At 51.6% G+C, this 26,395-nt stretch carries 26 protein-coding genes and 2 pseudogenes; 11 read left to right on the forward strand and 17 right to left on the reverse strand.

The annotated features are described in order from the left end of the window. Both F1593_RS11000 and F1593_RS11005 read left to right on the forward strand, forming a co-directional pair. Window positions 1-248 (forward strand): integrase core domain-containing protein (locus tag F1593_RS11000; RefSeq protein WP_149401613.1); only part of this gene is annotated, 248 nt, incomplete at its 5' end. A 219-nt stretch (window positions 249-467) separates the two neighbouring features. Further along, window positions 468-842 (forward strand): TPR end-of-group domain-containing protein, encoded by a 375-nt coding sequence (locus tag F1593_RS11005; protein WP_149401614.1) that lies wholly within the window; start codon window positions 468-470, stop codon window positions 840-842. Between the two features lie 241 nt (window positions 843-1,083). Here the strand turns inward: F1593_RS11005 and F1593_RS28295 are convergent, their stop codons facing one another. Together F1593_RS28295 and F1593_RS11010 are read right to left on the reverse strand one after the other, a co-directional pair. Next, a complete protein-coding gene (locus F1593_RS28295; RefSeq protein ID WP_172632040.1) occupies window positions 1,084-1,245 on the reverse strand; it encodes a hypothetical protein in 162 nt (53 codons plus the stop codon). A gap of 212 nt (window positions 1,246-1,457) precedes the next feature. Further along, on the reverse strand, window positions 1,458-1,736 hold the full coding sequence (locus tag F1593_RS11010; RefSeq protein ID WP_149401615.1) for a hypothetical protein: 279 nt from the start codon (window positions 1,734-1,736) through the stop codon (window positions 1,458-1,460). Window positions 1,737-2,070: 334 nt separating this feature from the next. Here F1593_RS11010 and F1593_RS11015 point away from each other — a divergent pair, with 334 nt between their 5' ends. Together F1593_RS11015 and F1593_RS28300 are read left to right on the forward strand one after the other, a co-directional pair. Beyond that, window positions 2,071-2,586 carry a DinB family protein gene (locus F1593_RS11015; RefSeq protein ID WP_149401616.1) on the forward strand — a complete coding sequence of 172 codons (516 nt, stop codon included), beginning with the start codon at window positions 2,071-2,073 and terminating at the stop codon, window positions 2,584-2,586. Between the two features lie 193 nt (window positions 2,587-2,779). Next, on the forward strand, window positions 2,780-2,953 hold the full coding sequence (locus F1593_RS28300; protein WP_172632041.1) for a hypothetical protein: 174 nt from the start codon (window positions 2,780-2,782) through the stop codon (window positions 2,951-2,953). A gap of 373 nt (window positions 2,954-3,326) precedes the next feature. Here the strand turns inward: F1593_RS28300 and F1593_RS29265 are convergent. Next, window positions 3,327-4,190: pseudogene (locus F1593_RS29265) on the reverse strand (helix-turn-helix transcriptional regulator). A 157-nt stretch (window positions 4,191-4,347) separates the two neighbouring features. Between F1593_RS29265 and F1593_RS11030 the strand changes: the two are divergent. Continuing rightward, window positions 4,348-5,334, forward strand: a complete 987-nt coding sequence (locus F1593_RS11030) for an aldo/keto reductase (protein ID WP_149401619.1) — start codon at window positions 4,348-4,350, stop codon at window positions 5,332-5,334. A gap of 227 nt (window positions 5,335-5,561) precedes the next feature. Here the strand turns inward: F1593_RS11030 and F1593_RS11035 are convergent, their stop codons facing one another. The 6 genes from F1593_RS11035 to F1593_RS11060 form a co-directional block, all read right to left on the reverse strand. Continuing rightward, complete coding sequence (locus tag F1593_RS11035; protein WP_172632042.1) at window positions 5,562-6,521, reverse strand: pentapeptide repeat-containing protein; 960 nt, start codon at window positions 6,519-6,521, stop codon at window positions 5,562-5,564. Between the two features lie 288 nt (window positions 6,522-6,809). Beyond that, window positions 6,810-7,475 carry a response regulator gene (locus tag F1593_RS11040; protein WP_149401621.1) on the reverse strand — a complete coding sequence of 222 codons (666 nt, stop codon included), beginning with the start codon at window positions 7,473-7,475 and terminating at the stop codon, window positions 6,810-6,812. Next, complete coding sequence (locus tag F1593_RS11045) at window positions 7,476-9,002, reverse strand: HAMP domain-containing sensor histidine kinase (RefSeq protein WP_149401622.1); 1,527 nt, start codon at window positions 9,000-9,002, stop codon at window positions 7,476-7,478. Window positions 9,003-9,108: 106 nt separating this feature from the next. Then, window positions 9,109-11,526: an ABC transporter permease gene (locus tag F1593_RS11050; RefSeq protein ID WP_149401623.1), complete on the reverse strand. Its 2,418-nt coding sequence runs from the start codon at window positions 11,524-11,526 to the stop codon at window positions 9,109-9,111. Continuing rightward, a complete protein-coding gene (locus tag F1593_RS11055; RefSeq protein ID WP_149401624.1) occupies window positions 11,523-12,287 on the reverse strand; it encodes an ABC transporter ATP-binding protein in 765 nt (254 codons plus the stop codon). Before F1593_RS11055 ends, F1593_RS11050 begins: the two co-directional genes overlap by 4 nt. A 511-nt stretch (window positions 12,288-12,798) precedes the next feature. Continuing rightward, the gene (locus F1593_RS11060) at window positions 12,799-13,437 is read right to left on the reverse strand and encodes a TetR/AcrR family transcriptional regulator (protein WP_172632043.1); all 639 of its coding nucleotides are present in this window, start codon (window positions 13,435-13,437) and stop codon (window positions 12,799-12,801) included. 240 nt (window positions 13,438-13,677) lie between these two features. Here F1593_RS11060 and F1593_RS11065 point away from each other — a divergent pair, with 240 nt between their 5' ends. Then, window positions 13,678-14,280, forward strand: a complete 603-nt coding sequence (locus F1593_RS11065) for an NADPH-dependent F420 reductase (protein ID WP_149401626.1) — start codon at window positions 13,678-13,680, stop codon at window positions 14,278-14,280. A gap of 205 nt (window positions 14,281-14,485) precedes the next feature. Here F1593_RS11065 and F1593_RS11070 read toward each other — a convergent pair whose 3' ends face one another. The 5 genes from F1593_RS11070 to F1593_RS28305 all read right to left on the reverse strand — a co-directional run bounded on the left by F1593_RS11070 (window position 14,486) and on the right by F1593_RS28305 (window position 19,625). Beyond that, window positions 14,486-15,277, reverse strand: coding sequence for a hypothetical protein (locus tag F1593_RS11070; RefSeq protein WP_149401627.1), 792 nt, complete (start codon window positions 15,275-15,277; stop codon window positions 14,486-14,488). 618 nt (window positions 15,278-15,895) lie between these two features. Then, complete coding sequence (locus F1593_RS11075) at window positions 15,896-17,092, reverse strand: potassium channel family protein (protein ID WP_149401628.1); 1,197 nt, start codon at window positions 17,090-17,092, stop codon at window positions 15,896-15,898. Between the two features lie 328 nt (window positions 17,093-17,420). Further along, on the reverse strand, window positions 17,421-18,290 hold the full coding sequence (locus F1593_RS11080; protein WP_149401629.1) for a hypothetical protein: 870 nt from the start codon (window positions 18,288-18,290) through the stop codon (window positions 17,421-17,423). A 263-nt stretch (window positions 18,291-18,553) separates the two neighbouring features. Further along, window positions 18,554-19,321 (reverse strand): sulfite exporter TauE/SafE family protein, encoded by a 768-nt coding sequence (locus F1593_RS11085; RefSeq protein ID WP_149401630.1) that lies wholly within the window; start codon window positions 19,319-19,321, stop codon window positions 18,554-18,556. Window positions 19,322-19,454: 133 nt separating this feature from the next. After that, window positions 19,455-19,625 (reverse strand): hypothetical protein, encoded by a 171-nt coding sequence (locus F1593_RS28305; RefSeq protein WP_172632044.1) that lies wholly within the window; start codon window positions 19,623-19,625, stop codon window positions 19,455-19,457. A 631-nt stretch (window positions 19,626-20,256) separates the two neighbouring features. Here F1593_RS28305 and F1593_RS28955 point away from each other — a divergent pair. Beyond that, window positions 20,257-20,487: a hypothetical protein gene (locus tag F1593_RS28955; protein WP_149401631.1), complete on the forward strand. Its 231-nt coding sequence runs from the start codon at window positions 20,257-20,259 to the stop codon at window positions 20,485-20,487. 107 nt (window positions 20,488-20,594) lie between these two features. Here the strand turns inward: F1593_RS28955 and F1593_RS29595 are convergent, their stop codons facing one another. Then, on the reverse strand, window positions 20,595-20,720 hold the full coding sequence (locus tag F1593_RS29595; protein WP_268907038.1) for a hypothetical protein: 126 nt from the start codon (window positions 20,718-20,720) through the stop codon (window positions 20,595-20,597). Between the two features lie 74 nt (window positions 20,721-20,794). Between F1593_RS29595 and F1593_RS30125 the strand changes: the two are divergent. Continuing rightward, window positions 20,795-21,259: pseudogene (locus F1593_RS30125) on the forward strand (transposase); the annotation flags it as partial. Window positions 21,260-21,324: 65 nt separating this feature from the next. Here F1593_RS30125 and F1593_RS11100 read toward each other — a convergent pair. Further along, window positions 21,325-22,035, reverse strand: a complete 711-nt coding sequence (locus F1593_RS11100) for a TetR/AcrR family transcriptional regulator (protein WP_149401633.1) — start codon at window positions 22,033-22,035, stop codon at window positions 21,325-21,327. A gap of 236 nt (window positions 22,036-22,271) precedes the next feature. Between F1593_RS11100 and F1593_RS11105 the strand changes: the two genes are divergently transcribed. Beyond that, window positions 22,272-23,306, forward strand: a complete 1,035-nt coding sequence (locus tag F1593_RS11105) for a YndJ family transporter (RefSeq protein WP_172632046.1) — start codon at window positions 22,272-22,274, stop codon at window positions 23,304-23,306. Beyond that, window positions 23,294-24,232: a TIGR01777 family oxidoreductase gene (locus tag F1593_RS11110; protein WP_149401635.1), complete on the forward strand. Its 939-nt coding sequence runs from the start codon at window positions 23,294-23,296 to the stop codon at window positions 24,230-24,232. The genes F1593_RS11105 and F1593_RS11110 overlap by 13 nt, the downstream gene beginning before the upstream one ends. A gap of 246 nt (window positions 24,233-24,478) precedes the next feature. On the opposite strand, the gene F1593_RS11115 is transcribed toward F1593_RS11110, so the two are convergent. Next, the gene (locus F1593_RS11115) at window positions 24,479-25,480 is read right to left on the reverse strand and encodes an SDR family NAD(P)-dependent oxidoreductase (protein ID WP_149401636.1); all 1,002 of its coding nucleotides are present in this window, start codon (window positions 25,478-25,480) and stop codon (window positions 24,479-24,481) included. Window positions 25,481-25,736: 256 nt separating this feature from the next. Between F1593_RS11115 and F1593_RS11120 the strand changes: the two genes are divergently transcribed. After that, on the forward strand, window positions 25,737-26,336 hold the full coding sequence (locus F1593_RS11120) for a TetR/AcrR family transcriptional regulator (RefSeq protein WP_216368843.1): 600 nt from the start codon (window positions 25,737-25,739) through the stop codon (window positions 26,334-26,336). The last annotated feature ends 59 nt before the right edge of the window (window positions 26,337-26,395 follow it).

A 26,395-nucleotide genomic window follows, 5' to 3' on the forward strand; every position in this document is an offset into this window, starting at 1 on the left:
ACATTCAGGTGAGTATGAGCAGAAAAGGTGATTGTTACGACAACTCGATGATCGAGAGCTTTTGGGCAACACTCAAGAAAGAGTGTGCTGAGAAGGCTATTTTTTCCAGCCGCCATGAAGCCAAAAAAGTGATTTTTGAGTACATAGAAGTCTATTATCACAGGAAACGAAGACATTCTTCTTTAGGATATATGAGTCCAGTTGATTACGAAAAACAAGAAAAAAAGACAGAGAATCATCTTTCTTGACAAATATCTTGTTTGTATGTTAATATATACGTATACGGAATACGTATATATACAGAGAAATGATCGTTCTTTTCTCTTATTTGATGCATTTCCACTGACTCATTCTTTCCGTTTGAGTCCCCTCCAAAAACGGGTCAATTCCACTTTGAAGAGCAACAACAGCGCTCCTGGTCGGATATTCGTGCTGAATCTGAGCGGATCTACGCTGAACTCATCACGTTGATCGAGCAACTCAGCGAAGAAGAGCTGACGATCTCCGATCGCTTCAGTTCGATTTCCGGGGAAAATCCGCTGTATGCAGCCTTCCTGGGCACTTTCTACGAACACGACCAGGAACATCGTGCACAGTATTATCTCGACCATCACGACCTCCCGCGGGCGATCCAGATTCGTGAGGATTGCGTGAACAAAATCATCCAGGCTGAGGTACCCGAATCGGTGAAAGGAAGCTTCCTCTATAACCTGGCCTGCTTTTACGCAATGCAGAACCAATTGGAGAAAGCTACCACTCTCTTACAGGAAGCCTTGACACTCGCCCCTCGCCTCAAAGAATGGTCACTCAACGATCCCGAACTGGCTGCATTACGCAAGTAACCGGCTTGAGCAAACCTCTGAGCATAATGGAGAAGTGTAGATGCGTGCCGATGTCGCAACCGAGGTGCACTTTCCCGTTCCTCGTACGACCATTTACCCAACGCCACCAATCCCGATCTGTATCTACGGGCTCACGGGCTCGGGGGACAGGGTGGCGCTGTCGATGCCAAGTTCGAGGGTGCGCAGGCGGGGGATGGGTGAGAGCAGTATCCAGAGAAAGTCCAGGGCCAGGCCGGTGGTACTAATCAAGAGCGTGGCTGGCAGGCCGATCCATTGTCCCAGAAAACCGCTGAGTAGTGCGTAGTGCGGCTATCGGAATGACGCCGTAGGTGAGCAGGCGATAGATGGAGGTCATGCGGCCCAGAAAGCGCGCCGGGGTGAGCGCCTGCCGCACACTGATCACGTGGACGTTGCAGCCTGTGACGCCCGCTCCGGTGAAAATGAATATCGCTGCCAGCACCATGGTCGGTAGTATGCCTTGTCTATGAATAAAGGGGATGGGGAATGCAACAAACTTTGTGCATTCCCCCTGGCGCTCAGTTAGAATGAGGCGAGGGTAGCAAAAAAGGGAATCAAGACTCCTACTGATCCGCACAACAGGTTGTTATGGTTTAACTAGGGACAATAATCCCTGAAGGCATCTCGATAGCCTTGCTGGCTGGGTGTGGTTGAGGCATAGGCAAAAAACAGTGTGTGGCACAGTCCATTGTTAGCCGCCGATCTTCCATCGGCGAAGCCGTGCAGATAGCCGCAGGAGTAATCCCAATCCGCACAACCAGGAATAGATGCATGAACATGAGATGCGGCAAACACGCGCGGTGCCGCGAAAGAGGAAAAGGTCAGTCCACCGATGAGTAACGCGCCAAACAACAAACAAAACAGTGTTCTACGCATAGTCCCTCCTTGTACTGGCTACATCAGACCCAAAGGTCTACCATACCATCAGTATACTGACGCGTCCAAATCGGCAAACAGGCACTCATCCAAAAGCCAGCCTGCACTCTGGCAACCAGCGCTTATCGACTGACATGATCGGACACCGTTTCCCGCAACCGTTCGCATCCGTTGCACGTCACGCATCGGATGTACACCGAAGAGGATTTTGCACTCTCGATTAAAGTAGGTTCGACAAAGAGCAAGATCGAAGAAGTTTTGATCCCTCCTCCATGGTACGATACTGACACTTCCACTCATGGAAGCACATCATTGAAGCAAGGAGCAGACACCCATGACAGAACAGACATCTCCTCTCGTCACGTTCTATAAACGGGGCTGGGAGAACTATCAGCACGCTCTGGTCCAAACCATCGCCCTACTTTCATCTGAACAACTTTTCCTGCCACTGGCAGCACATCAACGCTCGATTGGAGAGCAGCTTGCCCATCTGATCGATGCACGCATCTTCTGGTTCTCTGGGTGGATGGGGGAAGGAGATCCCAATCTGGCCCACTGGAACGATGACGAGCAAGCCATGCGCGAGGCCGCTTCTCTGGTTGCCATATTTGAGAAGACCTGGCACGTGATCTCTTCAGCCCTGGACCGCTGGACTTCCGCTGATCTGGAGCAGCTTTTTCCTCCTCCGGCCTCGCATCAGGCATGGCTCCAGAAGCACGGGTTCGAAGAAGAGCCTGCACACACCCGGCAGTGGATTGTCTGGCATGTCATGGAGCATGAGATCCACCATGGAGGCGAACTATCCCTGGCCTGGGGAACATACGGTCTGGACAGTTTCTATACCTGGTGAATATTCTGGTAGGCGTGCCTGGTGCTAGACTGCTCCTGGCTGGACTGGAGCCGGAGAAGATGCGACAAAAGCCCGGACCCTTGCGGTCAAGAACGAGAATGATGAGGGAGAAGTGTGCGACTGCTCTGACACAGACATATCTGGGGAGCAGTATCGTCGAATCAAACAGCGAAAGGGAACAAAGCGAGCGGCCATGGCCGTTGCCCATAGTATCCTGGTGATCTTTTACCACATGATGATCCGAGAACAACCGTATCAGGAAAAAGGTGTGGAGTTTTTCCATCAACTGGATGAGCATCGTGGACCTGATCACTTCGTCCGGCGCTTACAACAATTAGGCTATCAGGTGATTGCACCCGCCTCCTGAACCCCATAGAACAGAGAGGTGAGTCCATCCCTGATAAACTGCGCCATCGAAGATGGCGCAAGGGGGATTTTTCTGTCTTTTTTCAACAGCGTTTTCAGAAGAAATGCCCTGAAATCTCGACCGTTTTTGCCCTGAAACATACACACTTGCTCTGAATCATGAGCATTAGGACAACGTTTCCTGGGAAAGCCGCTCCCCATCTGATATACTGTTCCTGAGCGTTGTAAATGGTGTACGCGTATCTCCGACGGTCTGGCTGTTGGAACACTTCATTTACCGCTTGTGCGGGAGGGAGACTGATGGTTACACCGGAATTTACACTATGAGGCGAACTTTCCCCCTTTTTTATCCCTGAGCGACTCGTTTTCTACCTTTATATGCTCTTCCTTCTACCAGCCATTTGGACCTCTATTGGCTGCGTCAAGCGAATCAGCTTCTTCTCCGTCTCCGCTTCTGCTGGGGTAAAGATAACCATTTGTAAATCTGGTGCATCAATCACCTGAAACATGCTTGGTTGAAATGCTAATTGCCCAATCAGAGGATGATGCAGTTTTTTATGCCCCAAATACACTGACTGTATATCATGCCTCGACCACCACTCCCGAAAATCCGGGCTCTTCTGCTGAAGCTCCTCTACCAGAATCTTGAACCATGGCTCGTTTACATAGCGATCCGTACTTGCACGAAACATGGCTAGTATCCATTTTGCATCGTTCTCCCAATCGTAAAGCATTGTGCGCAGCAATGGATTGGTGAATAGTGAGCGTGGAACATTACGCTCATGCATCAATTACTCGTCAAATCCTGAAAAGACGGAGCGCATAGCCTGATTCCAACCTATGATATCCCAGCGTGGATTGATGATATAGGCAGGAGAATTGCCCATTGTATCGAGAACATTTTGGAGTTGAGGGCTGATCTGGCTTGTAAAAGGATATGGATCGGCTGGCACCTCTTCTCGTGCCAGGACGAAGAGATGATGACGCTCGGCTGCATTCAGGTTAAATACTCGTGCCAGGCTTTCGAGAACCTGTGGCGAGACGATGATATCCTGCCCTTGCTCTAATCTCGTATACCATGTTACTCCTATCCCTGCGAGCTGCGACAACTCTTCTCTCCGCAATCCTGGCGTGCGACGGCGCGACCTAACAGATAATCCCGCCGCTTCGGGCGAGATCCGTTCTCGTCGTGTTCGTAAAAAGTGCGCCAGTTCTTGATGTCGTTGTGTATCGTTCATTGCTGCTTCTTTATATTCCTAGCCTGACAGTTTTTATACCAGGATAATCTAAGTTCTGGTTCTCTCTCAAACGAGACTGCATAATTCTATCACAAGAGATAATCGAACCGTAAACACGAGAAACGTGTTGTGCAAGTATGAAAAGGATAAATGTGCTATGAAATATCGTACACTTGGCCAACAGGGCCTTGAAGTTTCATCTCTCGGATTGGGAACAATGGGTATGACGATGGCTTATGGTCCCAGTGATACTGAGCAGAGTATCACCACAATTCGTCGTGCCTACGAGCTCGGCGTGACCCTCTTCGACTCCGCTGAACTCTACGGTATGGGAACCGGCTCGAATGAACAACTGCTCGGTCGAGTGGTTAAGGACTTTCGCAACGAGGTCGTACTCGCCACTAAGTTCGGTTACGACATGACTCGCGATCAGATGCAAAATGAGGCATTGGACAGCCGACCTGAGCACATCCGCGAGGTCGCCGAGAATAGTTTGCGCTATCTCCAGACGGACCACATCGACGTGCTTTACCAACACCGCGTTGATCCTCATGTGCCAATTGAGGACGTCGCAGGTGCGGTCAAAGATCTCATTGATGCCGGTAAAGTGCGCTTCTTCGGACTCAGTGAGGCTGGCCCTGACATCATCCGTCGCGCCCACGCCATCCAACCGGTTTCTGTACTGCAAACCGAGTATTCTATCTTTGAGCGCGACGTCGAGACCACTATCCTACCTCTGATCCGTGAACTGGGTATCGGCTTCGTTCCCTACTCCCCATTGGGGCGTGGTTTTCTTACCTCTACCGTCAGGCCGGGAAGTGAGTACCCGGAAGGAGACATGCGCCGCTTCGACGAGCGGTGGCAGGGTGAGAATTATCATGCGAACGTCAAGGCCATTGGTCAGTTGATCGAACTGGCGACATCTAAGGGTATCACCGTAACCCAGTTGGCCCTGGCGTGGCTACTCGCCCAGGGGCAGGATATCGTGCCGATTCCTGGTACACGAAATCCTGCCCGTCTGGCGGAGAACATCGCTGCTGTTGATGTAACCCTCAGCTCGACTGATCTCGATCTCATCCGGCAGATTCTGCCGCACGGTGCATTTGGCAGCCGCTACCCCGCTGGCCATCTGCCCAGGTGGTAATCGCCTGTCGTTTTCATTGATTGATCAGCGATGGGATATACGTATCCCATCGCTAAAATTTGGACTCTCCCGCACTTTCCATCTTAAACTATGCCATAAAGACAACAATATTACCGCTATTCTTCAGGCTGCGTTGGATTTGTTTGAGGAGAAAGGCTAGCCTGAAATCTGGCAACAGGATTCATTCCGATCAAAATAGAAGAATGTGTTGCCAGCGCGCAGCTCCATCAAAAAGAGGCAAGTGTATTCGGGATGGTCGGTGCTTTGACCGCTACCTGCTCAACATCATGACTATCTGAAGGAGAAACTATCGCATGACCAATGATGGCTCCTTTTTCTTTGCATGCCTCCAATTGTGCTTGCGTCACCCCTTTCACATTATATAATCGCGCATTCGTCCAGACTTTCACAGTCGATAGATCAACGTTTGTCAGGTCAGCCCCATTAAGATCCGCCTCGCACAGGTTCGCGCCATAGAGATCAGCACCTGCGAGGTTCGCTCCACAGAGGTTTGCGCCAGAGAAATTCACACCATTTAGATTGGCTTTCCGCAGATTGGTCGAGCGCAGGGTCGCCTTCCTTAAAGAGGCCTTGGGTATCCAGAACCGTTGCAGATCGGCACTGGAAAGATAGGCATGATCCAATTGAATACGGGCGGCATCCAGGTAGCGAGGATGCTCTTTGAGCCAATCCCGTGCCAATGGATAGGATTCTTTTAATACCGTGACGAGCGCCTGGCTCAATGATGTGAGAGGTTCAGGTACCTTTGGATTGATGGTACGCAGTCGCAAGTGCGCAACTGCCAGATCAAAAGCCTGGCTATAAAACTGTTCATATCCTTTACCTTCACGCACAAATGTGCGCAGCAGAATCGCCGCACCCACCTGTGAAGCCTCACTGGTACTCCCCAATCCTTCAACAACCTTTTGAAACCGTTCTTCAACCTGCTTCTCGCGTTCAGCCTGCTGATCCACTCGCTGCTGCCTCTCGGCTTCATAGCGCTTCTCGCGCTCAGCCTGCTGATCCCTCAGATAACGCCATACACCACCCAGCACAGTCGACAGGCCAATCAAAATAGAGAGCGGCGTCGCAAGATTTGTCCATGCCGACCAACTATTCTGATTTTTGAGCTGTTCTACCTGCTGCGCAAGTTGCTCTTTCTGCAAGGCGGTCACCGTTGCATCCACCGTTGGAGTATCCTGAACTCTGGTAAAACTTTCCGCTGCAACTCTTTCGTGCGCAACAGCAGATGGAGAGAACCAGATCAAAAGTACACACAGAAAAACACCACCAACCAGGAATACACTCCATATCCTGATACAGGTTCGCCGATCCATAAGCCATCAAACCATCACTTTCGCTTCTTCTTCCTTCTACCATATCATCTTTTTTTCTCCACTTCCACCCATAGAAAGACAAAATTCCACGCATAGAGATGTATGGGTATCAGTATAAAGGGCGTACAACTATCTGAGTTATTTTCCTCTCCCCATTCCTCCCATGATTCCCTCACGCCATGCATAGATAGCAGCCTGTGTCCGATCCACGACATGCAGTTTGCTCAGGATGTTATTGACATGGCTCTTTACAGTTCGCTCCGTAATAACCAGGCGTTCTGCAATTTGACCATTGGATAATCCTTGCGCAATACACTTGAGCACCTCTCGTTCACGCTCACTGAGCGTCGCATAGAGGCGCGATGTTTCCCTTGTTTGCCCGTGCAGATCCTGTAGCATCCGTGTGGCGATCGATGGATGTAAAACTGCCTCTCCCCGGGCTGCTTTGCGTACCGCAACGGCAATGTCACCCAGGGCAACTCCTTTTAAAAGATAAGAAAGCGCGCCAGCACGGATCGCGGGAAAAATATGTTCATCTTCGTGGTAAGAGGTTAAGACGATAATTTGAGAATGGGGGCTGTGCTGCTTCAACAGATGAGTTGTCTCAACCCCATCCATGCCAGGCATTAGCAGATCTATCAAAATGACATCTGGTACGAGTTGTGCCACCAGAAGCACAGCTTCAGCACCTGAACCGACATCGCCGACCACTTCAAAATCTTCTTCTGTCTCCAAAAGGGTCCGTATACCATGACGGACAACCGCATGATCGTCAACAATCAAGATCGTAATGGGATCAGGCATCTACACATTTCCTCTCATCTTAGCTTCTACTTTGTCTGGTTTTTCGGCTGCGGAATATGGCAAAGGTATAGAGACAGTAATCAGCGTTCCCTGCTCCGAACTCTCCACGATCAAGTTACCCATAAGATGCGCTATGCGTTCCTGCATGCTCGCTAATCCAACCCCTTTGCCCCAAGCCTGCGGTACCGAGAAACCTTTGCCATTGTCGCTTATGGAAAGCCGGAATTGCTCCAGTTCCCAGAACAGGATAATAGCAACCTGCCGGGCCTGGCTGTGCCGTGCAACATTGGCAAGCCCTTCCTGAATTACTCGATAAAGCGTTACTTCCATATCAAGTGGCGTGACTTGCTCTCCTTGTACATGAAGTTCAGTCGCAATACCAGTCTGACTGGACCAGTCATTGAGATAGGCACGCGTAGCTGTCACCAGTCCCTGGCTGGCAATGGCAGCAGGGCGCAGTGCTGAAATCAATTCGATCAATTCTCGTTGGATACGCTCGGCAATCTGTTCGGCTTCCTGGAGATGTTGGGAGGCTTTTTGCGGATTGCGCTCCAGGATAGTGCGAGCGGCATGAACGAGTAACGCATTCGAGAAGACCTGTTGTTTGACCGAGTCATGCAGGTCGAGTGCCAGTCGATTACGCTCCTCAACCACAGCCAGCGATAGTCTACTGCTGAGAAGAAATTGTAACTGCTCTACCATCCGATTGAGATCGCGCGTGAGTTGCCCCAGTTCATCTGTCGATCTGTCCTTCACCGCCACAGTGAAATCACCCCGACTCCAGGCCTCTGCCGCACGAGTGATACGCTCAAGTCGCCGCGTGAGATTTCGTGAGATAAGCAAGCCAAACAAGGTGCCAAAAGCGCTCGCAAACAGCATAAAATAGAGTCCCTCTGGATGGAGGTAATCCAGCAGTGCCGAACCGAAACTTTGCCAGAAAGTGTCTGTCGTATTCTGCACGGGCGGGGGACCATGAAAGATCATAACAAGGGCACCACTCTGCTGCTTCCCATCACCCACAAGCAATTCCATGCGCAGGCTCTCACCGGACAGCAAGTGACCTGTGAGCGTAAATGTACTTGTATTATTCTGCCGCATCCAATGCTGGATAAATACCTCAATTTGAGAGAGCTGGAGAAGCTTCTCCCTTTGCTCATCCACTGTTCTGGCACAATGCAATGTGGGCGATGCGAGAAGAACGGTAGTACCGCAGGCAGTTGAAGCCAGAATCTGCCCCCGGCTATTAGTGACTGCGAGAAAGGAAAGGGAAGGATAAGCCGTATGTAGCGCATCAAAAGCAGGAATGGCTATCCAATAACGGAGTGCATCGGGATTAGCGGTGGGCTGTTGCAGATAAGAGGCAAAACGCTGCATATCTTGCTTGTTCAGGGAAGAGGAATCATTGATACGACCACGCTGGACCTCCTGAATGGCCGGGATCAGCGTGGTTGCGATTTCAATGCTGAGGGTGGCTACGAGCGAGACTAATACATAAGAGAATGCGAACTGTCTAAAAAGTTTCCCCATGATTTCCTCTCAACGCACAACAGCTATGTCCTAGTATAACACGAGAAAAACACCATTTTGCTCTTCAATGCACCAATTAATTATTTTCCTCAGGAAGATGGACCTTTTATTCATAGCGCAACATGGTTGCAATCCTCATTCTTGAGGCGTGAAGTGCCGGGAACAGGCAGGCAACGCTCGCGATGAACAGGATCGAGATCAGCATCATGAGCAAGGCCAGGGGATCGCCAATGAACGTCGTTGGGAGAACCAGACTGCTAAAGAGACGTACAAAGCCGTAGGCCAGTGGGAGCCCGGATAACGCTGCGAATAGCCAAGCCAGGCCGCCCAGTACCAGTCCCTGAATCCAAAAGACCTGCATGATACGCCAGGAGCTTGCCCCCATTGAGCGCAGGATGCCAATCTCACGTTGTCGTTCCAGTACTGAATTCGTCAATTCCTTCGCCAGACACAGGATGCCAGCCAGACCGATCATGGCAGCAACTCCATAGAGCAAACCATAGATCCCAAACCAGCTACGCTGGTGCCGGATTATCTCGTTCTGTAGCAGAAACACATTCACAATAGTACCACTTTTTGCGCTCTCATTATTGATCACCGAGCCAAGGGCTAGCTTACCAATCTGCGTAGTCAGTTGATTCAGCGCGGCCTGAGAATGGTTTTGGGTATGTAATAGTAGCCGCATAGCTGTATCCGAGACTTTATTTTCGGGAATGCCCATAAAACGATAGAGCGTATCGACGGGGAGGACGGCTGCGCCAACCTGGCCCATGCTATCGACGGCCTGGCGCAGTGTCCCAACCACGGTCCAGGTGGCGGATTGATTGTTCTGCCCGGTGAGGGTGAGTGTGTTACCACTATGCAAGCCAGAACGTGCGGCGAAATCGTCGCTGAGTAGAACAGCATTGGTATCATCAGAACGCAGCCAGCGCCCGCTGGTAAGCTGATAGCGATACAGGTGGGTATCAGGATCAAAACCCGATAGGACGATGCGCCCCCAGGTCGTGTTTGCGCCGCTTGTCCCATAACGTTCAATCCTTTGAACATTCGAGAGTGCTTGCAATTGTGCGTGCATCTTGCTGAATGACGCATTTTCTAAATCAACTTCTACATCTGCATCAAGCCTGCTATAGGCTGATCCAACCGTGTCATTGATAGAAGTTGTCACTATCTGCACTATAAGAAAACTCGTGCCTGCGCTACTAAGTGTCAGTAATATTAACATCAGACGCCAGCGTTTGCGAAAGAGGCTCCGCAGTCCCAGCCAGAGCGTCTGGGAAGGCCACGCTGGATGAAGATGAAAGCGAGCAAGTAAACCACGTTGTGGGACCGTTTCTACGCGAATACCATATCCTGAGAGTGCCTCGCGCACAGTCATACGCATACCATTGCAGAGTGGTAACAGTGCGGCGAGCAGTGGCACACCACAACCAACAGCAAGCGCAAAAGGGATAATTTCAGGTGGAAGCGAGAAAGGTCCTGGTGAGAGTGGAACGCTGGTCGCAATCAAAGAGGCCAGCAGGAACCCTCCTCCAATGCCGAGCAGGAGACCGGGTATCGTCGCCAGAAGACAATAGATCCCCACCATGAAGAGATAACTCTGCATGATCCGTCCACCTGTCCCGCCCAACGCCTTCATCGTACCGATAATAGCTATGTGCTCAGTGATTATTGTTGTCACCGTAGTAAAGACGAGCAGCGCACTGATACCCATCGCCACCCATACCAGGATTTCCAGCAGCGCAAAGATGCCATCGAACTGCTGTAACGGCAAAATGGTGGCGTCTGGGAAAGCCGTCAACTGCACTTTTATCTGATGAGAGTTCAGTTGTTGCTGGAGCGCATGAGCCGTCGCGTTTACCTCACGAATGGTGGTAACTTTGACGACAATGGAATGGAGTCGCGTCGGACGATCGGGATGATCAAGCGTCGCAAACGCAGCGAGGTGCTGAATACCATTGTCGCTCATATATCCCTGAGCTTTATCGCTGACCGCAGGATTGATACCCGGCGTCCGTGCGAAGCCGACAACACGCAATTGCGCACTACCCAAAGAAGTATCAACGCTTATCTGATCACCAATTTGCACATTTTGAATCCCTTTGTCGCCATATTCCAACACGATCTCACCCGGCTGTGGATAGCGTCCGCTGACCAGTTCAAATGGCGGCAATGAGGCATGGTGCAGATCAGGATAGCTGATAATCTGTATTGAGGTATAGCCTGGCGAGCGCTCAATATGCCACAGCGTCTCAAAGGTTGTTTCATATTGTAGCGCCTTCACATTGGGCACAGACTGTAATACTGGCAAGAGCGCAGAATCAAGCCGGTCAACGGCCAACACAATATCCGGCTGATTGATCTGGCTGCTCATACTAAAGGCAAAAGCAGAAAAGAGGGTATCCTTTGTCATATGAATGCAGGTTAATCCGAAGACGCCGATAAAAATGGCAAGAACGACAAGCAGGGTACGTCCCTTTCGCTGTAATATATCAGCCAATGGCTTTTTCAAGCTTGCTCTCATCGCTGTGCTCCTTCTAAGGATGTTATCGTTGCCAGCGCATTATGCTGGCTAACGATGCGACCATCGAGGAGATCAATACGGGCCGTGGCAAGGGCAGCGAAGGCTGGATCATGGGTAACATAGATGACCGTATGCTTATATTCAACCAGGCTTGCCAGCGTTGCAAAGACTTGCCGCGCTGTTCTCGAATCAAGATTGCCAGTTGGCTCATCAGCCACCAGTACAGAAGGATTGTTTGCCAGTGCTCGTGCGATTGCAACACGCTGTTGCTGACCACCCGAAAGCTCACTCGGAAGACGACGGGCAAGATCTTGTAATCCAACCATCTCCAGGCAAGTGAGCGCACGGGCACGTCTGGCTGTACGCGGAAGCTTGCCACCACCGCCCAACTCGAGTGCTAACAAAATATTCTCGCAGGCGGTTAGAGTCGGAATAAGTTGAAAAAACTGGAAGATGATGCCTACGTGCTGTCCACGCCAGCGCGCCAGTTCATTTTCACTCCGTCCGCGAAGTTCATTGCCCGCAAAAAAAATCTGTCCACTACTGGGACGATCAATACCACTAAGCATATTGAGCAAGGTCGACTTACCACTGCCTGAAGGTCCATTAATGGCAAAAAGCGCGCCATGGGGTACTGAGAAAGTGATACCATCGAGAATTGTTGTCTTCTGGTTACGCGTTGTTATTGTCCGTGTCACCTGCTCAACACGCACCAGGGAACCATCGGCTGAGCTATCTCCTGAAAGAGGCATTTGTACCATTGCTGAGCTGAATCCTTTCACTATCGCTACAAGCGTTTACCACGCCCTCTCGTTCTCATGAGTGAAAGCATACCAAAAAAGCAGAAAAGAGAGACTGACCCCAGGTTGGATTCTATCCTGTCCTCAGGTTGGTTTCTCTCATAGCAACAAAGATGTCATATCTCTTCAACAAAAAATACTGATGCCTACCAGAGCACAATCTGGGCTCTTTATCCTTCCGAGTGATGGGGGAAGGGAATCATGGCAATGCAGCAAAATAGCGCAGAAACATTTGGTGACGAAAAAGATAGCTATCGCCAATGCGGAAGAGCAGCTTTTGCTCAACATAAGTATCCAAGAGATTTCGATAGCGCCGCAACCCAACCCCTATTCCAGATCCATAGGTGCTGATTACTTGACGTTTAGACTAAACCGAACAAGTGGAAACGCTCTGTCAGGGCTTCCTACACCTATCGCACGACTCCTCTTACCTCTGTGCATGTATCTTTCGGAAGTCGAGTGGAAGAGCCGCTTAATCAGGACGGTTGGCGTGATGAGCCGTGAGGAAAAAGGTGACACAGGCATCAATATGATGCTCAATCTCTTCATTCGTCGGAGCGGATCCTGCTCCCAAACGTGCTCGCTCGATGATCTGTCCTTGCAGTAAGGTCAAAAAAACCTGTGCTGAGAGGCGAGGATCGGGAATGTGTAAGCTCCCGTGGCGATCCAGTTCCTGAAAGTACGCACTCAATCGGTCAAGTGCCTTTTCCACGCTCAGTTGATAATACATCCGCCCTACTTCTGGGAAGTGTTCCATGGCACCAAGAATGACTTGATACAGAGCGATCTCCTCTGGATTGAGAGCGTAGGCGAGCCGCAATTGGCCCAAGCGATGCAGCACCTCGGCAGGATTCCCCTGCCAGAACATGTCTTTGCCCTCCTTTGCTTTCTGGCTACACAGATGTTGGATGACCGCCTGAAAGAGGACATCTTTTCCTCGAAAATGACGATAGAGGGTCATAATGGAAACACCGGCCTGAGCGGCGACCATCTCCATGGTTGTATTGGCATATCCATGCCGCAGGAACAGTTCTTTCGCCGCCACTTTAATGGCTCCCTGTTTGCGCTCAAGCAAACGAGCTTTCGGGTGATCTTCAGACCAGGTTCGCATGCGACTTCTCCGTCCTTTGTCAAGACACTGGATCTGTTCTGCTTCTGGCAGAACAGATGATACGAGAGATTCTATTCTAGCATATTTCCACTTCCTTGACATCGTCATCCTCAAACGATATGATAACATATCATATCGTTTGAGGATGACGATGTCAAGGAAGTTGTCCTTCTAGAGAATGAGGAGTTTGTTCATGTCCATGAAATCGGGAAGTTCCTGGCAAGTCAAGGAGATTCTCCTATGAAAATTGCGATCATTGGTTCAGGGCATATTGGCGGAACCTTGGGGACATTATGGGCAGGAAAGGGACATCAAGTGATGTTTGGTTCACGTGACCCGCAAAGCGATAAAATACGAACATTGCTCCATACAGCAGGAGAAAATGCCCGGGCGGGATCTGTACAGGAAGCAATCGTCTTTGGAGAGGTTATCCTCCTGGCCGTTCCAGACACTGAAATCGAACGTGTCCTTGAAGAAGTAGGCGATTTCCACCACAAGATTCTCATCAACAGCACAAATCTTAGGGATGGCAGATCGGCAGGTACGGAAGTCCTTCGGCTTGCAAAGAATGCCCGCGTGGTCAGAGCTTTCAACACGGTGGCTTGGGAAGTCATCGCAAATCCTCACTATGGTCCAACCAACGCTACTCTGTTTATCAACGGCGATGATTCCTATGCGAAAGAAAGTGTTGCCCAGTTATGCCATGACATCGGCTTTGACCCAGTGGATGCAGGCGACTCAGCAAATATTCCGAACATGGAAACAGCATTGGGTATACTCTGGCGTATCCTTTCGCCTCAATTCGGACGTGAGTTTACGTTGCGAGTATTGAGACGAGTGTAAACCAGAAGCTTCAAAGGTCATTAGTATCAGCCTGACCGTTCGAGGGCTAAGATCCTTACTGCGCAAAATTGCCAGGATCTTAGCCCTCCTTCTTACCTTGACTTTGTACAACTTTGAAAACGTGAGCTCGAAAATGCGTCGCACTCACCCTTTTTCTCAGGCTCAAAAGCCTAAAAATGTACAAAGTCGAGTTTAGAATCTGCTGCTACTGCCTGGGAGCGGCGTTCCACTTTTGCCAGAGTTCTTTGACTTTGTTGCGGGCCTGTTCGCCAGTGATCGGGGTCAGCACCAGGGCGATGACCATGCCACTGATGATACCGAGGCGGAACAGGGTTCTTGAGCGCTTCCGCTGCTGATGGCGGTGCGCTTTTGTATCCTGTTCCTCTTGTACTTCCTGCTCGGATTTATGGGAAAATATTCTGTTACCGTTTCCTTTCTGCAATTTCTCCTTAGCCTTCTTCGCGCTCTTCTGCATGTTTGCTCGCTTCTGACCGATGGTATCCGTTAGCGCTTCATCATCTGAATCACCGGAAAAATCTTTAGCGTAATTGAAAGATTTCTTCAGCTTCTTCTGCGCCTGCCTGGCAGATCGAGCAATACTATCCTGGGTATCTTGCAGTGTACCCTGGGTTTTTGACAGCTTTGCCTTCCCACTCTGAGCCAGGGTATCCGTCAGATCATTCACGGTATCCTGAGCCTTCTGGAGGGGCGCATTGCCTCTCTTCAGCCTTTCCTGCAAGGTTGCCCCAATACCGCCCGGCACGGTATCCTGAGCCTTCTGGAGGGGCGCATTGCCTCTCTTCAGCCTTTCCTGCAAGGTTGCCCCAATACCGCCTGAGAAGTAATCCTGGGTCTTATGCAGACCGGATTTGAGCGTATCCTGCAAACGATGGGACGTATCATCAATCACATCACTGGTGCTGGAAGACGTATCTTCCAGCTCTTCATCCTTCTCTCCGCTCTTCCCGAAAATCGATGAAGCGCTTCTATTCCACATAGCAATTCCTCCACGTGCTTATTTCAGCTTGCTTGTTTGTTTATTTGTAAGATATGAGGCTCGTGCTACACCTGCCTGACCGAGAGCAGTTACAGGAAACGAGCCAGAAAGCCCTGTCCATTCATGGCAGGAATGAATGGCTCTTCCTGATTGACAACCATTAAAACATTTGGTAGACTCTCCTGTATGAAATGAAGCCATTGCAAAAAGATTCGTCTGAAGACGATGAGGCACGATACCCACCTCACGGTTGGTTGGGCTTCATGCACCACAAGAACAAGTGGTTGGTACCCAGGGGCACTCGGAAACCTGCAAACCTCGGTTTGCGCAACGCTTCTGGACATGTGGACCGCTACCTTTCAGTTGTGAGACTGATGGGCAAGTCTCATGGATGAAGGAAGAATCCCTGTGCATTTATGCCAGGGAGTGTCAAAAAACCATCCCTTGCAGCAGGCACGTATCTGCATCCTCAAAAAGTGACAGATTTTCTCTGCTTTTAACAGCGAAAATCTGCTAGAAAACCGGATATGCAAGCTTATTGTGCTGTCCTCTTTCAGAAAACAGTTGCTCTTGTTTATCATCGACACACAGGTTGCTAGTCAGTACTCACGTGGATTATCACTGACCATACCCATACTGGCTACTCTGAGCAAGGGAGGTTTTTTTATTATGTTTTTCGATGATGATATGCGTCACTTCCTCTAATTTATCGGGTGACCATTCTGCGAAATGATCCCAGGCGCTGGTTTGCCAGTCATCGGGTGCACTCGATGTAGTAATCCAGGGAGGCAAGGTCATCAACATATGATCGGCCAGGGCGGCGAGAAATGGTTCGTACATACGACGCAACTCGGCCAGACGCTGTTCAGCATCCTCTTCCTGGCGAAAACGCAGCCCGACGTCGCCCAGTCGCTCGCGCAAGAGCAGGAAGTCATCGGAGGAGAGTCGGTTGTTCTTGTGATTGCTCGGTCGAATTCTATACGCCTGAGCCAGGTCCACGGCGGCATGCCGCGAAATAGCAAAGGTAAAACGGATCGTCGGGGCGGAAATCCCATCCAATCCTACCATCAATAAAGCACAGGTATCCAGGATCGTGGCAAGCGCCGCCAGCCAGGACTGGTGTTCGTGCTGTGAGCGGTAGTAGGTCAAAACGGGATAAGAGAGATGGCTCTCTAAGAGTTGAGCACTCCATACTTCCCAGTTCTGGATGAATTGAAGCAGTTCCGCAATTCCTTGATCGCGGCAATAGCGACGCAATAACTCTGATGCGCTGGGCGGCGAGCCAGCACGCGCATCCAGTAAGGAAACGTCCAATTCGCGGCGGGAGAAGACCTGATAGATCACCGGGACATAGCCAATAATCAGGGCCAGAAAGCCAAAACCCATGCCAGCTTCCAGTACAGTAAGCAGGCGGGCACTCCCGGTAAGTGGCACGACATCACCCAATCCCAGCGTGATAAATGTTGTTCCACTTAAATAGAGATAGCTTGCCAGGGTAATATGTTTATCTGGTGCCGTAATGGATGAGTTTAATCCCCATTGCAGCAATCCAAAGGAGAACACAAGCACGCTTGCCCAGAGTATCAGTAACACAATCAGCGATAAAGGGCCGAAATAGCTCAGGTAGACTTCACGTCGATTCCCTGAACGCATTTTACGGGCCGGAGCGGACCACAATAGCCACGTCGAGGTATAAAACAAGTGCGATACTTTGAAGCGCCTCGTTACGCGCCGTGGTAAAATGATGGTCTCAAAGCTATCCTGCAAAACAAACAAGATCAGCACAATGCTAATGATGATAGCCACAATCTTCACGGATCAATAATTCCTTCTCTGCCGTCCTTTGTGTCTCGCCTGGGATAGCTGTTGTTCATAAAATACACTGCCCATCCCAGCGATCTCTGTAAAAACACTTCACAAACAAATCCATATCGATAGAAACACACACATTGTACAATATCGTCCCACTACATAGATATCTATCATCATCCTCACCCTCAACCTCATCTTTATTGCGGTCAGAAAAGCGTAGGCATCGCACGACACGCTCGCCCCATGCCACCCCTACTTCAACAACCACCTCGGGGCGACAGTTATTACTTCAAATGTCAAAAATGTAGGCATCGTGCTCTTTTGAAGGATTCTATACGGTTTTGGTGGTGGCTTTTTTGGCCGGGGCCATGAGCAAGCGGTCGAGGGTCTGCGGCTGTTTGAGCATGCGTTTTATCAAAGCGGTTATTTGCTTTTGTGTCAGGGCACCACTACCCAGGGCGGGCTGGAAGCTCTTTTCAAAGGCTCTGGATACGCTGGCCTGTAGCTGAGTAGCAGAGATACCCTGGCCGGTTGCGATAGCACTCAAGCTGCGGCCTGCGCCAAGCTGTGTTTCAAGTTGCGTCGGGGTAAGATGCAGGTCTTGCGCGATTTGATCGCGGATCGTTGCCCGGTAGCGGGTGAGATACGTGGTGATACTTTTATTCGCAACCTTCGCTGTCGCTACGGGTGTTGTGTCTGCAGCAGGTGTCGTTGCTGCTGTTCCTTGATTGTTGGCGTTTGCAGTCACTGCCGATAAGAGTACAGCCCCTCCAATACCCAGGACCAGTATCACGATGATAGCGATACTCGCAATTAGCAGGCGTTTGCGCGCTGGCTTCTTTGAGGTGGGAATCGTGCCACCCGGCAACGCTCCCGACGGCATGACGCCCGAAGATACCGCTCCCGCTGGTATTATCCCAGGGGTGGCAGGCGCGGCGGCGGACATGTCTGCTGAAGGAAGATAGCTTGCTTGCGGGGCATTCTGATACATGGCATCCATAGACACCGTTTCGTTGCTATGTAGTGGGATGGGGGCATAGGGATTATGCATATCCGGTGAAAAAGGGATGGTAGGCTGCGCATAGGGTGAAACGCTGGCGCTGGCATCATCGTGCGCAAAGGGCACGGTCCTTTGATCATCATAGGGATTGTCCTGACGGCGCCGGGTAGCATCCGGGTCGGGCGGGAAGTTATTTGACATGCGAATGATTATCCTTACTTTTCTATTTTATACATTTTATTGAAACAATATCAATCAAATGAAAAGTATATCGTGTATATCAGTAGTATAGGGAATGAACTTCAAATAATCATCTTGAAAAACTCAAGAATTGTTCAAGGAGGTCCGCTGAGAATGTGTCAGCCTCCCACTTCCAGCGGGATCTTGCTGCTCACTGGCTGGCAGGCACATACGATTCCTATCCTGATAAGACCCATCAAAGTTGATACAGCGCTAGAAATGCGCTAATATATGAAAAAATAGACAGTCAAGACAATCCCAATCCCGATAATACTGAGACGTATCCACTTTGGATCAATTTTTCTGGCGTAATAGGCTCCGCCATAGCCGCCAATAATGGAACCCACAATCATCACCGACGCGACCGGCCAGTTGATAACGCCCGCCAGCGCGAAAATGATCACAGCCACACTGCTCATACACACGCTGAGTAACGACTTCAGGCCATTCACCACATGAATATTCTTCAAGCCTATCAGTGCCAGCAGCGCCACCATCATAATACTGCCGCCGCCGCCAAAGTAGCCGCAATAGATCGCTACCAGCAACTGCGCAAACGTAATACAGAACAGCTTTTTCCAGCTCAGCGGCGATGTATCAAGCTCCTTGCGACGAGAATGGGCCGCAAGGAAATCGCTCACAGCAAACAAACAGGTCGCAAACAATATCAAATACGGCAGCAAAAAAACAAAGGTAGCTTGAGAAGTCTTCAACAGAAGGATCGCCCCACACACGCTCCCCAGCACACTGATGCCAACCAGAAAAACCAGCACCCGCCGGTTCACATACGCGATCTCGCGTCGATACGCCACCGTACTCGCCATCGATCCCGGCCAGAGCGCCAACGTACTGGTTGCATTCGCAATCGTCGGAGCTACTCCAGTAAAGATCAGCGCCGGAACCGTAAAAAAGCTCCCCCCGCCAGCCACAGCATTACTACTACTTCCCACCATAGTTACAAAAAACAATAATAGCAAATGTAAAAAATTCATCCATCTCGTCCTTACCAAAAACAGCTAAGCATCCATAATTATCATATCATATCAAATACCTACTATTTCATAGCATGAAAAAAGAGGTGGGAACAGTTGATCTGTTCCCACTTCTTTTTTTTGTCTTTCGTAGCTACTCGCCTTTTTTGTGATGCTCTTCGCGATGATGCTTCATAACGGTCCGGGCCGCGACTTCTTCGGCTCGATCCCCATAGCGTCCACTTTTTTGAGCGGACTTCTTTATATCCTCGTATTGGCGTTCTTCTTTGGCTCCAACGCCCTTCAGTGGCTTCTTCTCTGGCATCTTTTTATCCTCCTGAGTCTGCAAGAAAACGGCCATTTACAGGAAACGAGCCAGAAAGCCCTGTCCATTCATGGCAGGGATGAATGGCTCTTCCTGATTGACAACCATTAAAACATTTTGTAGACTCTCCTGTATGAAATGAAGCCATTGCAAAAAGATTCGTCTGAAGACGATGAGGCACGATACCCACCTCACGGTTGGTTGGGCTTCATGCACCACAAGAACAAGTGGTTGGTACCCAGGGGCACTCGGAAACCTGCAAACCTCAGTTTGCGCAACGCTTCTGGACATGTGGATCGCTACCTTTCAGTTGTGAGACTGATGGGCAAGTCTCATGGATGAAGGAAGAATCCCTGTGCATTTATGCCAGGGAGTGTCAATAAATAGTACGACAGAGATCATCAACCGGCTTCATTCCCAGCATCATCTCATAACGAAGCACAGGGGACAGACACAATGTCTGTTCCCTGTTTCATTCCAATCTTCTCTGACTGTTTCCTTAGTGGGCCAGTGGTATGCCGTTGACAGTAAAAGAGGGGAAACAGTGAAATTGGGAAAGGATACGCTTGCTTGTATTACTGATCATGCTATACTACTCGATATGGATTATATGATGAAAAGGGACATTTCGATGAATAACGATACTCCTCCGAGTTTGTGGCAAGCATATGTCAACCACAACTATGCCAGGCGTACGAAAGATTTTGCACTTCTCTATTTCACTAGCTCTCTTGTCATTTTGGTTCTTATCTTTATGTTTTTAGGAAAAGTGCCTCCATTGATGATTTTTGCTTTTTGCCTGTTTTTGGCGATAGGTGTTTTTCATGGTACTTGCGTCCTGATCTATGGACGAAAAAAGTAACGTTAAACGCCATCTCGATTTGGGCTTCTGCCACTTCCCGTGCTCAACAATACAAAAGAGAAATGAAAAGAAAAGAGATTTGGAACGCTCTATTTAGCAGGTGAGTGTCAAGGCGTCTCGACCAGTTGGGAGGTGAGCAGTGCCTGGATCTTCTCCATTAAGGATGCTTCATCGCCGATGGAGGCAAACTGTCCACCACCGGCTGCGGCGATCTGCTCAAAGCTGCGGTGCATGTAGACACTATCACCAATGCCCAGGCAGAAGATGGTGGAATTCCCCCGAATTTGGAGGATCAGAGAAGAGAAATCTGTTCTACGTCAAACAGGAGGGTTCTCAACCAAATTATACGAAAGAATTTAAGCAACAAGCTGTACAACTCTTCAAAACCAGTAAAAAAACCAAAACACAAATATCCAGAGACCTGGGTATTTCTGATGGCACTTTAAGCAAATGGTGCAAAGAAAGTTGGCAAACACGGGAAAGAAGCATTTCCTGGCAAGGCTCATCAGACACTACTAGAAGAGGAAATGAAAAGACTTAAACATGAAAATGACATATTACGACAAGAAAGGGATATCTTAAAAAAAGCCATGAGCATCTTCGCGCAACCCCATCCGTAAAATTCCGATGCATTCATGAACATCGTCAACTGTTTCCCTTTCTTCGGATGTGCCAGGTGCTTGAGGTTTCGGAAAATGGGTATTACAATTGGCGTAAAAGAGGGAAGAGTCTCCGAGTAGAAACGAGGCAAGAACTGTTGGTCACGGTACAGGTTCTTGCTCTCATGATTTGATCATCTTCTTGCTGAGGCGAACCATGCTTCCTCGTTGGCGCTGATCATCCTTCCGATCCAAACAGCGGCCCAACAATGTGCGTGAACCGAGCCAGGAGGTGCGCAATCCAGGGAAGCCGTAAGAGGGGGCGCAACCGCTCCAACAGTTCATGAATGAACTGCAAAAGAGCCTCGGTCTGGCGTCTCTCAGGGCTGAGATCCTGGAGCCAGAACAGGACCAGGGCCAGTTGCAAACCATAGAGAAGCGTCGCCAGATCCTCTACCTGCGAGGCACGAGGGATATCCCTGGCACCCTCCACCAGGAGACGATAACTTGCACGCGCTCGGTGACGAACGTCCGCTCCTTCCTCGCCGAAGACTCCGGCGCGCGAGAGGGGATTGAGGGCCGCCCCAGATAAAGCAACCAGCGTTAAGCGATGCGGCGTCATAACCTCCAACAGCGCGTGCATGAGTTGATGAAAACGGTCGACGATGGAGACCACAGGGAGCAGCGGAATCAGCTCCTCTAACTGAAGCACCAGCCAGCAGTACAATTCCAGAACGAGATCCTCTTTACTGGCAAAATACCGATAGGTCAACCCCAATGAACACGAGGCCTCTGCTGCGATCTCGCGCATGGTAGTCTGATCATAGCCTTTCGTCGCGAACAGACGCCAGGCTGTCTCCATAATGCGTTGCCGCGTCATGAGCGCTTTCTGCGTGAGCTTCTGCGTTTCTCGTGGTTCGCGCGTCTCAGGTGCCTCAGATAATTCCATACTGCTCTCCTCCAGACGATTCTGCCCGCCAACATCCCGCACGAGTACCCTGGACACCGACTCCCGATCATGCGAGCCGGTGTCCAACCCTTGACTTAAGCATAACGCATCTGCTATGCTCTTAGCAAGTGAACATTGTTCATTTTTATGAATCTGACTGATCACCAAGGGTGTCACCGGTGCCCAGCTCGCGTGCCTGTGAGGTGCTTGGTGAGCAGCAAGAAATGGAGCTTCGTATGTCGTTGCACAAAGACCATGTGGTCAGGTGGAACGGTATCAGCCTTGGCCTTGGGGGAGGCGTCTGGGGAGGAAGCGTGTGTGTTCGTCTGCTTGGTTGGACCCAACTGAATGATCTGGAAATCGTGCTCTTGCTGGCATTGTTTGTGATCACTCCGTTAGCTCTCCCCTTTGTTTTCTTCCAGAACAAAGGCCCTTTGTTCTCAAAATGGACTGCGCTGGTCGTGTTTCTCCAGCCATTGGCGGCCTTTCTCGGGGGCGCCAGCTTCTTTCTTCCGGCGGGACCACTGGCTGCGACGTTTGCCGCTGGATGGGGGGGATTTACCGGGCTACTCGCGCTACTCGGTCTGGTTCAACTCTGCCAGATGCGAAGGCGACACCGCCTTTCGCTCACTGAGCTCTGCCTGGCAGGAGCGCTGCTCTACCTGCCAGCTGGCGGGGCATGGATGGTGCTGGCGTGTTGGGGTCTTCAGCCGCTGGGTTTTGGCGTGCATACCGACCTGCTCACGGCGGTCCATTTTCACGTGATTCCCCTGGCGGCGCTGGTCATAACAGGGTTGACCGGGCAGGCTCTCCACAACAGACCAGCAACACGTCGTGGGGTCTGCTGGGCGGCCTATCGCATTGCGGCGATCGGAGTCCTGATCGATCCGCTGCTGGTCGCTGCCGGGATGACTGGTGCCCAGATCACCAGCTTGCCTGATCTTGACACGGTACCAGCCGACTTGCTGGCTCTGAGTCTGATTCTACTCACACTGCTGGGTCTGCGTTTCGTCGTGCCCACGACCGTTTCACGGGTCGCGCAGGTCCTCCTGACGTTGTCGTATCTGACCGTCTTTTTCACCATGCTAGTTGCCGGAACGTATGTGCTCGGCGTGACAACGGGAGCATGGACCATCACCATTGCGCAAATGATCGCCATTCATGGGCTAGAGAACGCGCTACTCTTTGGATGCTGTGGATTAATTGGCTGGCGTCTCAGAACGGGGCAGGAAAGCCAGAGGAGCAGGAGAGGTGAACCATGCGCGTACTGATTACTGGTGGCACCGGACTGATCGGGCGCGCGCTCGCACACCTTTTAGTTCCTCAAGGATATGAAGTCATCATCTTGAGCAGATATCCGCAACAGACAGCCCAGTTGTTTTCCCAACAAGGCTTGCCACAGATTCAGACGATTGGCTGGGATGCCACATCTGCACAAGGATGGGGAGAGTTGCTGACCAATGAGTGCGCCATCGTCAATCTGGCGGGAGCGACTCCAGCTCACTGGCGCTGGACGCGGACGTATCGAGCGCGTATCCTGGAGAGCCGTCTGAGCGCCGGACAGGCGGTGATCCAAGCGATGGAGCGCTATGGGCCGCCAGCGGTACTGATCCAAGCCTCAGCCTCGGGATACTATGGGGATCGCGGACAGGAACTGCTGACTGAGACCAGCTTGCCTGGGCAGGGCTTTCGCGCGCGGGTCTGCCAGGAGTGGGAGGCATCGACCGCTCACGCTCCGACCAGGCGCTGTATCGTCCGTACCGGGCTGGTCCTCGACCTCCATGCTGGCGCCTTTCCTCCGCTGCTGCAGTTTGCGCGCGTGCTGGGGAATTCGGTGGGCAACGGGCACCAGTGGCTGCCCTGGATTCATCTCGTGGACGTGGCCCGTGCCATCCAGTTTCTGCTGGAACAGCGCCAGCTCTCCGGCCCGTTCAATCTCTGTGCGCCGGAAAGGGTGACCAATCGAGCGTTTCTGCGCGCGGTCCAGGCTGTTTTGCAGCGACCTTCTCTGTTTCCCCTTCCCGCGTTCGTGCTCCGAGCGGCGTTAGGAGAACTCGCGACGGTGATGCTGGACAGTCAGCATCTTGTGCCTGAACGCCTGACGGAGGCGACCTTCCCGTTTGCGTATCCCACACTCTCGCAGGCACTCTCTCAGTTGTTGCGCGAGCGCGGTGGTTCTCCCGTGGCAAAAAGGTAGACAGCGCCGCACTGCGCCCTTACCTCGCACGTTTAGGCCGTTGCTCATGCGGCCTTTCTCGTTCGTGCAGCGCAAGACGTCGAGCGGTCAAGGTGTTCATACATACCTGGAACCTCCACCAGCTGCACAAACGCGCTACCCCATGCTACGCCGCCCACGTGAGTGATTCCCTGTGTCAGCATCTTTAGCCACTCCCAGCAGCATGAGTGGCCTCAGTTCAACGGTGGCCCGAACATCACTGAATACTTACAACGCGTCCGTGCTCTGCGTGGCGGGTTGACCGATGAGCTCGAGCGAGACCGTCCACAGTTTCTGTGCGGTGTCCGGGTCAATCGCCCACTGCTTGACGCCATCGCCATTTTTGAACAAGTCGGCGTCGTTGGGCACGGTGTGGGCCTCTTGGCCGTCAGTAAGATAGTGCCCGCCAGTGTGAGCGAATTCGGGGGCGACAGCCGCGACGAGGGTGGTGGCGGCACCTTGCTCGACCGTCTTATAGACGAAGACTCCCGCGGCCTCGGCGTCGGCCAGGTACTCTTTTTGTTTCTGTGTAAAGTCTCTTTGCAGCCCGGTGGCGACGCCGCCGGGGTTGACAGCGTTGGCGACGATGCAGTCAGCGGCCCAGCGACGCGTGGCTTCGACAGCGAATAACGAATCGGCGGTCTTGGACTGTGCGTAGGCCGCCTGCGGGTCGTACTCGCGCCGTTCGAAATGGATGTCGTCGAACACAATCGGTGATCTCATATGCGCCGTGGAACTGACCGAGACGATGCGTGCCTCACCCCGTTCGCGGGCACCAATGGCGAGGGCGTTATGCAATCCGAGGCTCAGGGCGAAGTGGCCAAGGTAATTGGTGGCGAACTGCAGTTCCCAGCCTTCCGCAGTTCGGGACAGCGTGCTCGGAATGACCCCCGCGTTGTTGATCAGCAGGTGCAGCGGACCCTTCCAGCTTTGGACAAAGTTGGCTACCGAGGCTTGATTGGCGAGGTCTAGAGCGGCGACGCGCATATGCTCATTACCGGTCGACTTCGCAATGTCCTCGGCGGCCTTCGCGCCAGCGTCGGTATTGCGGACCGCGAGAAGGACTTCCGCGCCAGCACTAGCAAGTGCGCGGGCAGTCTCAAGGCCGATACCGGACGAAGCCCCGGTGACGATGGCACGAACACTGGTGAGGTCGAGACCAGCCACAACATCCTCAGCAGTACTTGTGGCGTTGAATCGGGTCGTGATGAGTGAATTGGGTGTTGACATGAAAACCTCCAGAAGGAAACAGAAGTGTTTGCGGTTATACCAGAAGTGCGAAGAGCCGTGATTGGTGACACAAGCGCCCCGTTTACCTTGGCACGATCCGATCTACACGTGACGAAGAGAACCAAAAAGTCGGGGTATCATACCCACATGGAATATGGTATATTGTACGCGGGCGGAGAGTTCTCCGCTCATAGACGTATGATAATGGAGAGCTCTCCACTTGTCAAGCTTGGTGCATGACCGAGCAGGCGGAGTTATGATGGCGCACAGACAGACCGAGTCGCTGCGGAGGGACGCGCAGCAGAAACGCGCCCGCATTCTCGCGGTGGCGATCGAGGCTTTCACAGAATCGAGTACGGCCTCGCTGAACTCAATCGCGAAGAAGGCTGGTGTCGGGATTGGCACGCTCTACCGCAACTTCCCCACCCGCGAAGTGCTCGTGCTCGAGGTCTACCGCCACGAGGTGCAGCAACTCGTCGACGCTGCGCCGGGGCTGCTGGCGACCATGCCGCCCCTCGACGCGCTACGGGCGTGGCTGGACAGTGCGGCGCACTACGGGATGACCAAGGCGGGCTTAGCGGACGCATTTAGCACCGTGACCACCTCCCACGAAGGCCTCGCCGCCGAAACCTATGAACTGGTGCTCGGCGCCCTCTCCCTGCTCTTGCACGCAAACGAGCAGGTGGGCACCATCCGCGCCGGTCTTGACCCTGCCGATGTTCTCACCCTTATGAGCTTCTTGTGGCGGATCGAGCCCATCGGCGATTGGCGCTCACGCTCTGACAGGCTGCTGGACCTGTTCATGGATGGCCTCCGCACTGGCGCTCCTAGACCCACGACGAGCGTCGACTGCTAGCTCTTGCCACCCAGACGGGAAGGGCTGAGAGGGCTGAATCTTCCGACAGATCGCATGTA

Origin of the sequence: Dictyobacter arantiisoli, assembly GCF_008326305.1 — a bacterium.
In the GTDB taxonomy this organism is placed as follows: Bacteria; Chloroflexota; Ktedonobacteria; order Ktedonobacterales; family Ktedonobacteraceae; genus Dictyobacter; species Dictyobacter arantiisoli.

What these genes read in the sequence shown, in the direction of transcription:
- F1593_RS11050 (WP_149401623.1), bottom strand. Translation starts at nt 11,526, where the DNA reads ATGAGAGCAAGCTTGAAAAAGCCATTGGCTGATATATTACAGCGAAAG.
- F1593_RS11110 (WP_149401635.1), top strand. Translation starts at nt 23,294, where the DNA reads ATGCGCGTACTGATTACTGGTGGCACCGGACTGATCGGGCGCGCGCTC.
- F1593_RS11010 (WP_149401615.1), bottom strand. Translation starts at nt 1,736, where the DNA reads ATGCGTAGAACACTGTTTTGTTTGTTGTTTGGCGCGTTACTCATCGGT.
- F1593_RS11060 (WP_172632043.1), bottom strand. Translation starts at nt 13,437, where the DNA reads ATGCGAACCTGGTCTGAAGATCACCCGAAAGCTCGTTTGCTTGAGCGC.
- F1593_RS11055 (WP_149401624.1), bottom strand. Translation starts at nt 12,287, where the DNA reads ATGGTACAAATGCCTCTTTCAGGAGATAGCTCAGCCGATGGTTCCCTG.
- F1593_RS11105 (WP_172632046.1), top strand. Translation starts at nt 22,272, where the DNA reads ATGTCGTTGCACAAAGACCATGTGGTCAGGTGGAACGGTATCAGCCTT.
- F1593_RS11115 (WP_149401636.1), bottom strand. Translation starts at nt 25,480, where the DNA reads ATGTCAACACCCAATTCACTCATCACGACCCGATTCAACGCCACAAGT.
- F1593_RS11040 (WP_149401621.1), bottom strand. Translation starts at nt 7,475, where the DNA reads ATGCCTGATCCCATTACGATCTTGATTGTTGACGATCATGCGGTTGTC.
- F1593_RS11085 (WP_149401630.1), bottom strand. Translation starts at nt 19,321, where the DNA reads ATGAATTTTTTACATTTGCTATTATTGTTTTTTGTAACTATGGTGGGA.
- F1593_RS29595 (WP_268907038.1), bottom strand. Translation starts at nt 20,720, where the DNA reads ATGCACCGCAGCTTTGAGCAGATCGCCGCAGCCGGTGGTGGACAGTTT.
- F1593_RS11045 (WP_149401622.1), bottom strand. Translation starts at nt 9,002, where the DNA reads ATGGGGAAACTTTTTAGACAGTTCGCATTCTCTTATGTATTAGTCTCG.
- F1593_RS11080 (WP_149401629.1), bottom strand. Translation starts at nt 18,290, where the DNA reads ATGTCAAATAACTTCCCGCCCGACCCGGATGCTACCCGGCGCCGTCAG.
- F1593_RS28305 (WP_172632044.1), bottom strand. Translation starts at nt 19,625, where the DNA reads ATGCCAGAGAAGAAGCCACTGAAGGGCGTTGGAGCCAAAGAAGAACGC.
- F1593_RS11065 (WP_149401626.1), top strand. Translation starts at nt 13,678, where the DNA reads ATGAAAATTGCGATCATTGGTTCAGGGCATATTGGCGGAACCTTGGGG.
- F1593_RS11070 (WP_149401627.1), bottom strand. Translation starts at nt 15,277, where the DNA reads ATGTGGAATAGAAGCGCTTCATCGATTTTCGGGAAGAGCGGAGAGAAG.
- F1593_RS28300 (WP_172632041.1), top strand. Translation starts at nt 2,780, where the DNA reads ATGGCCGTTGCCCATAGTATCCTGGTGATCTTTTACCACATGATGATC.
- F1593_RS11030 (WP_149401619.1), top strand. Translation starts at nt 4,348, where the DNA reads ATGAAATATCGTACACTTGGCCAACAGGGCCTTGAAGTTTCATCTCTC.
- F1593_RS11120 (WP_216368843.1), top strand. Translation starts at nt 25,737, where the DNA reads ATGATGGCGCACAGACAGACCGAGTCGCTGCGGAGGGACGCGCAGCAG.
- F1593_RS28955 (WP_149401631.1), top strand. Translation starts at nt 20,257, where the DNA reads ATGAATAACGATACTCCTCCGAGTTTGTGGCAAGCATATGTCAACCAC.
- F1593_RS11015 (WP_149401616.1), top strand. Translation starts at nt 2,071, where the DNA reads ATGACAGAACAGACATCTCCTCTCGTCACGTTCTATAAACGGGGCTGG.
- F1593_RS11100 (WP_149401633.1), bottom strand. Translation starts at nt 22,035, where the DNA reads ATGGAATTATCTGAGGCACCTGAGACGCGCGAACCACGAGAAACGCAG.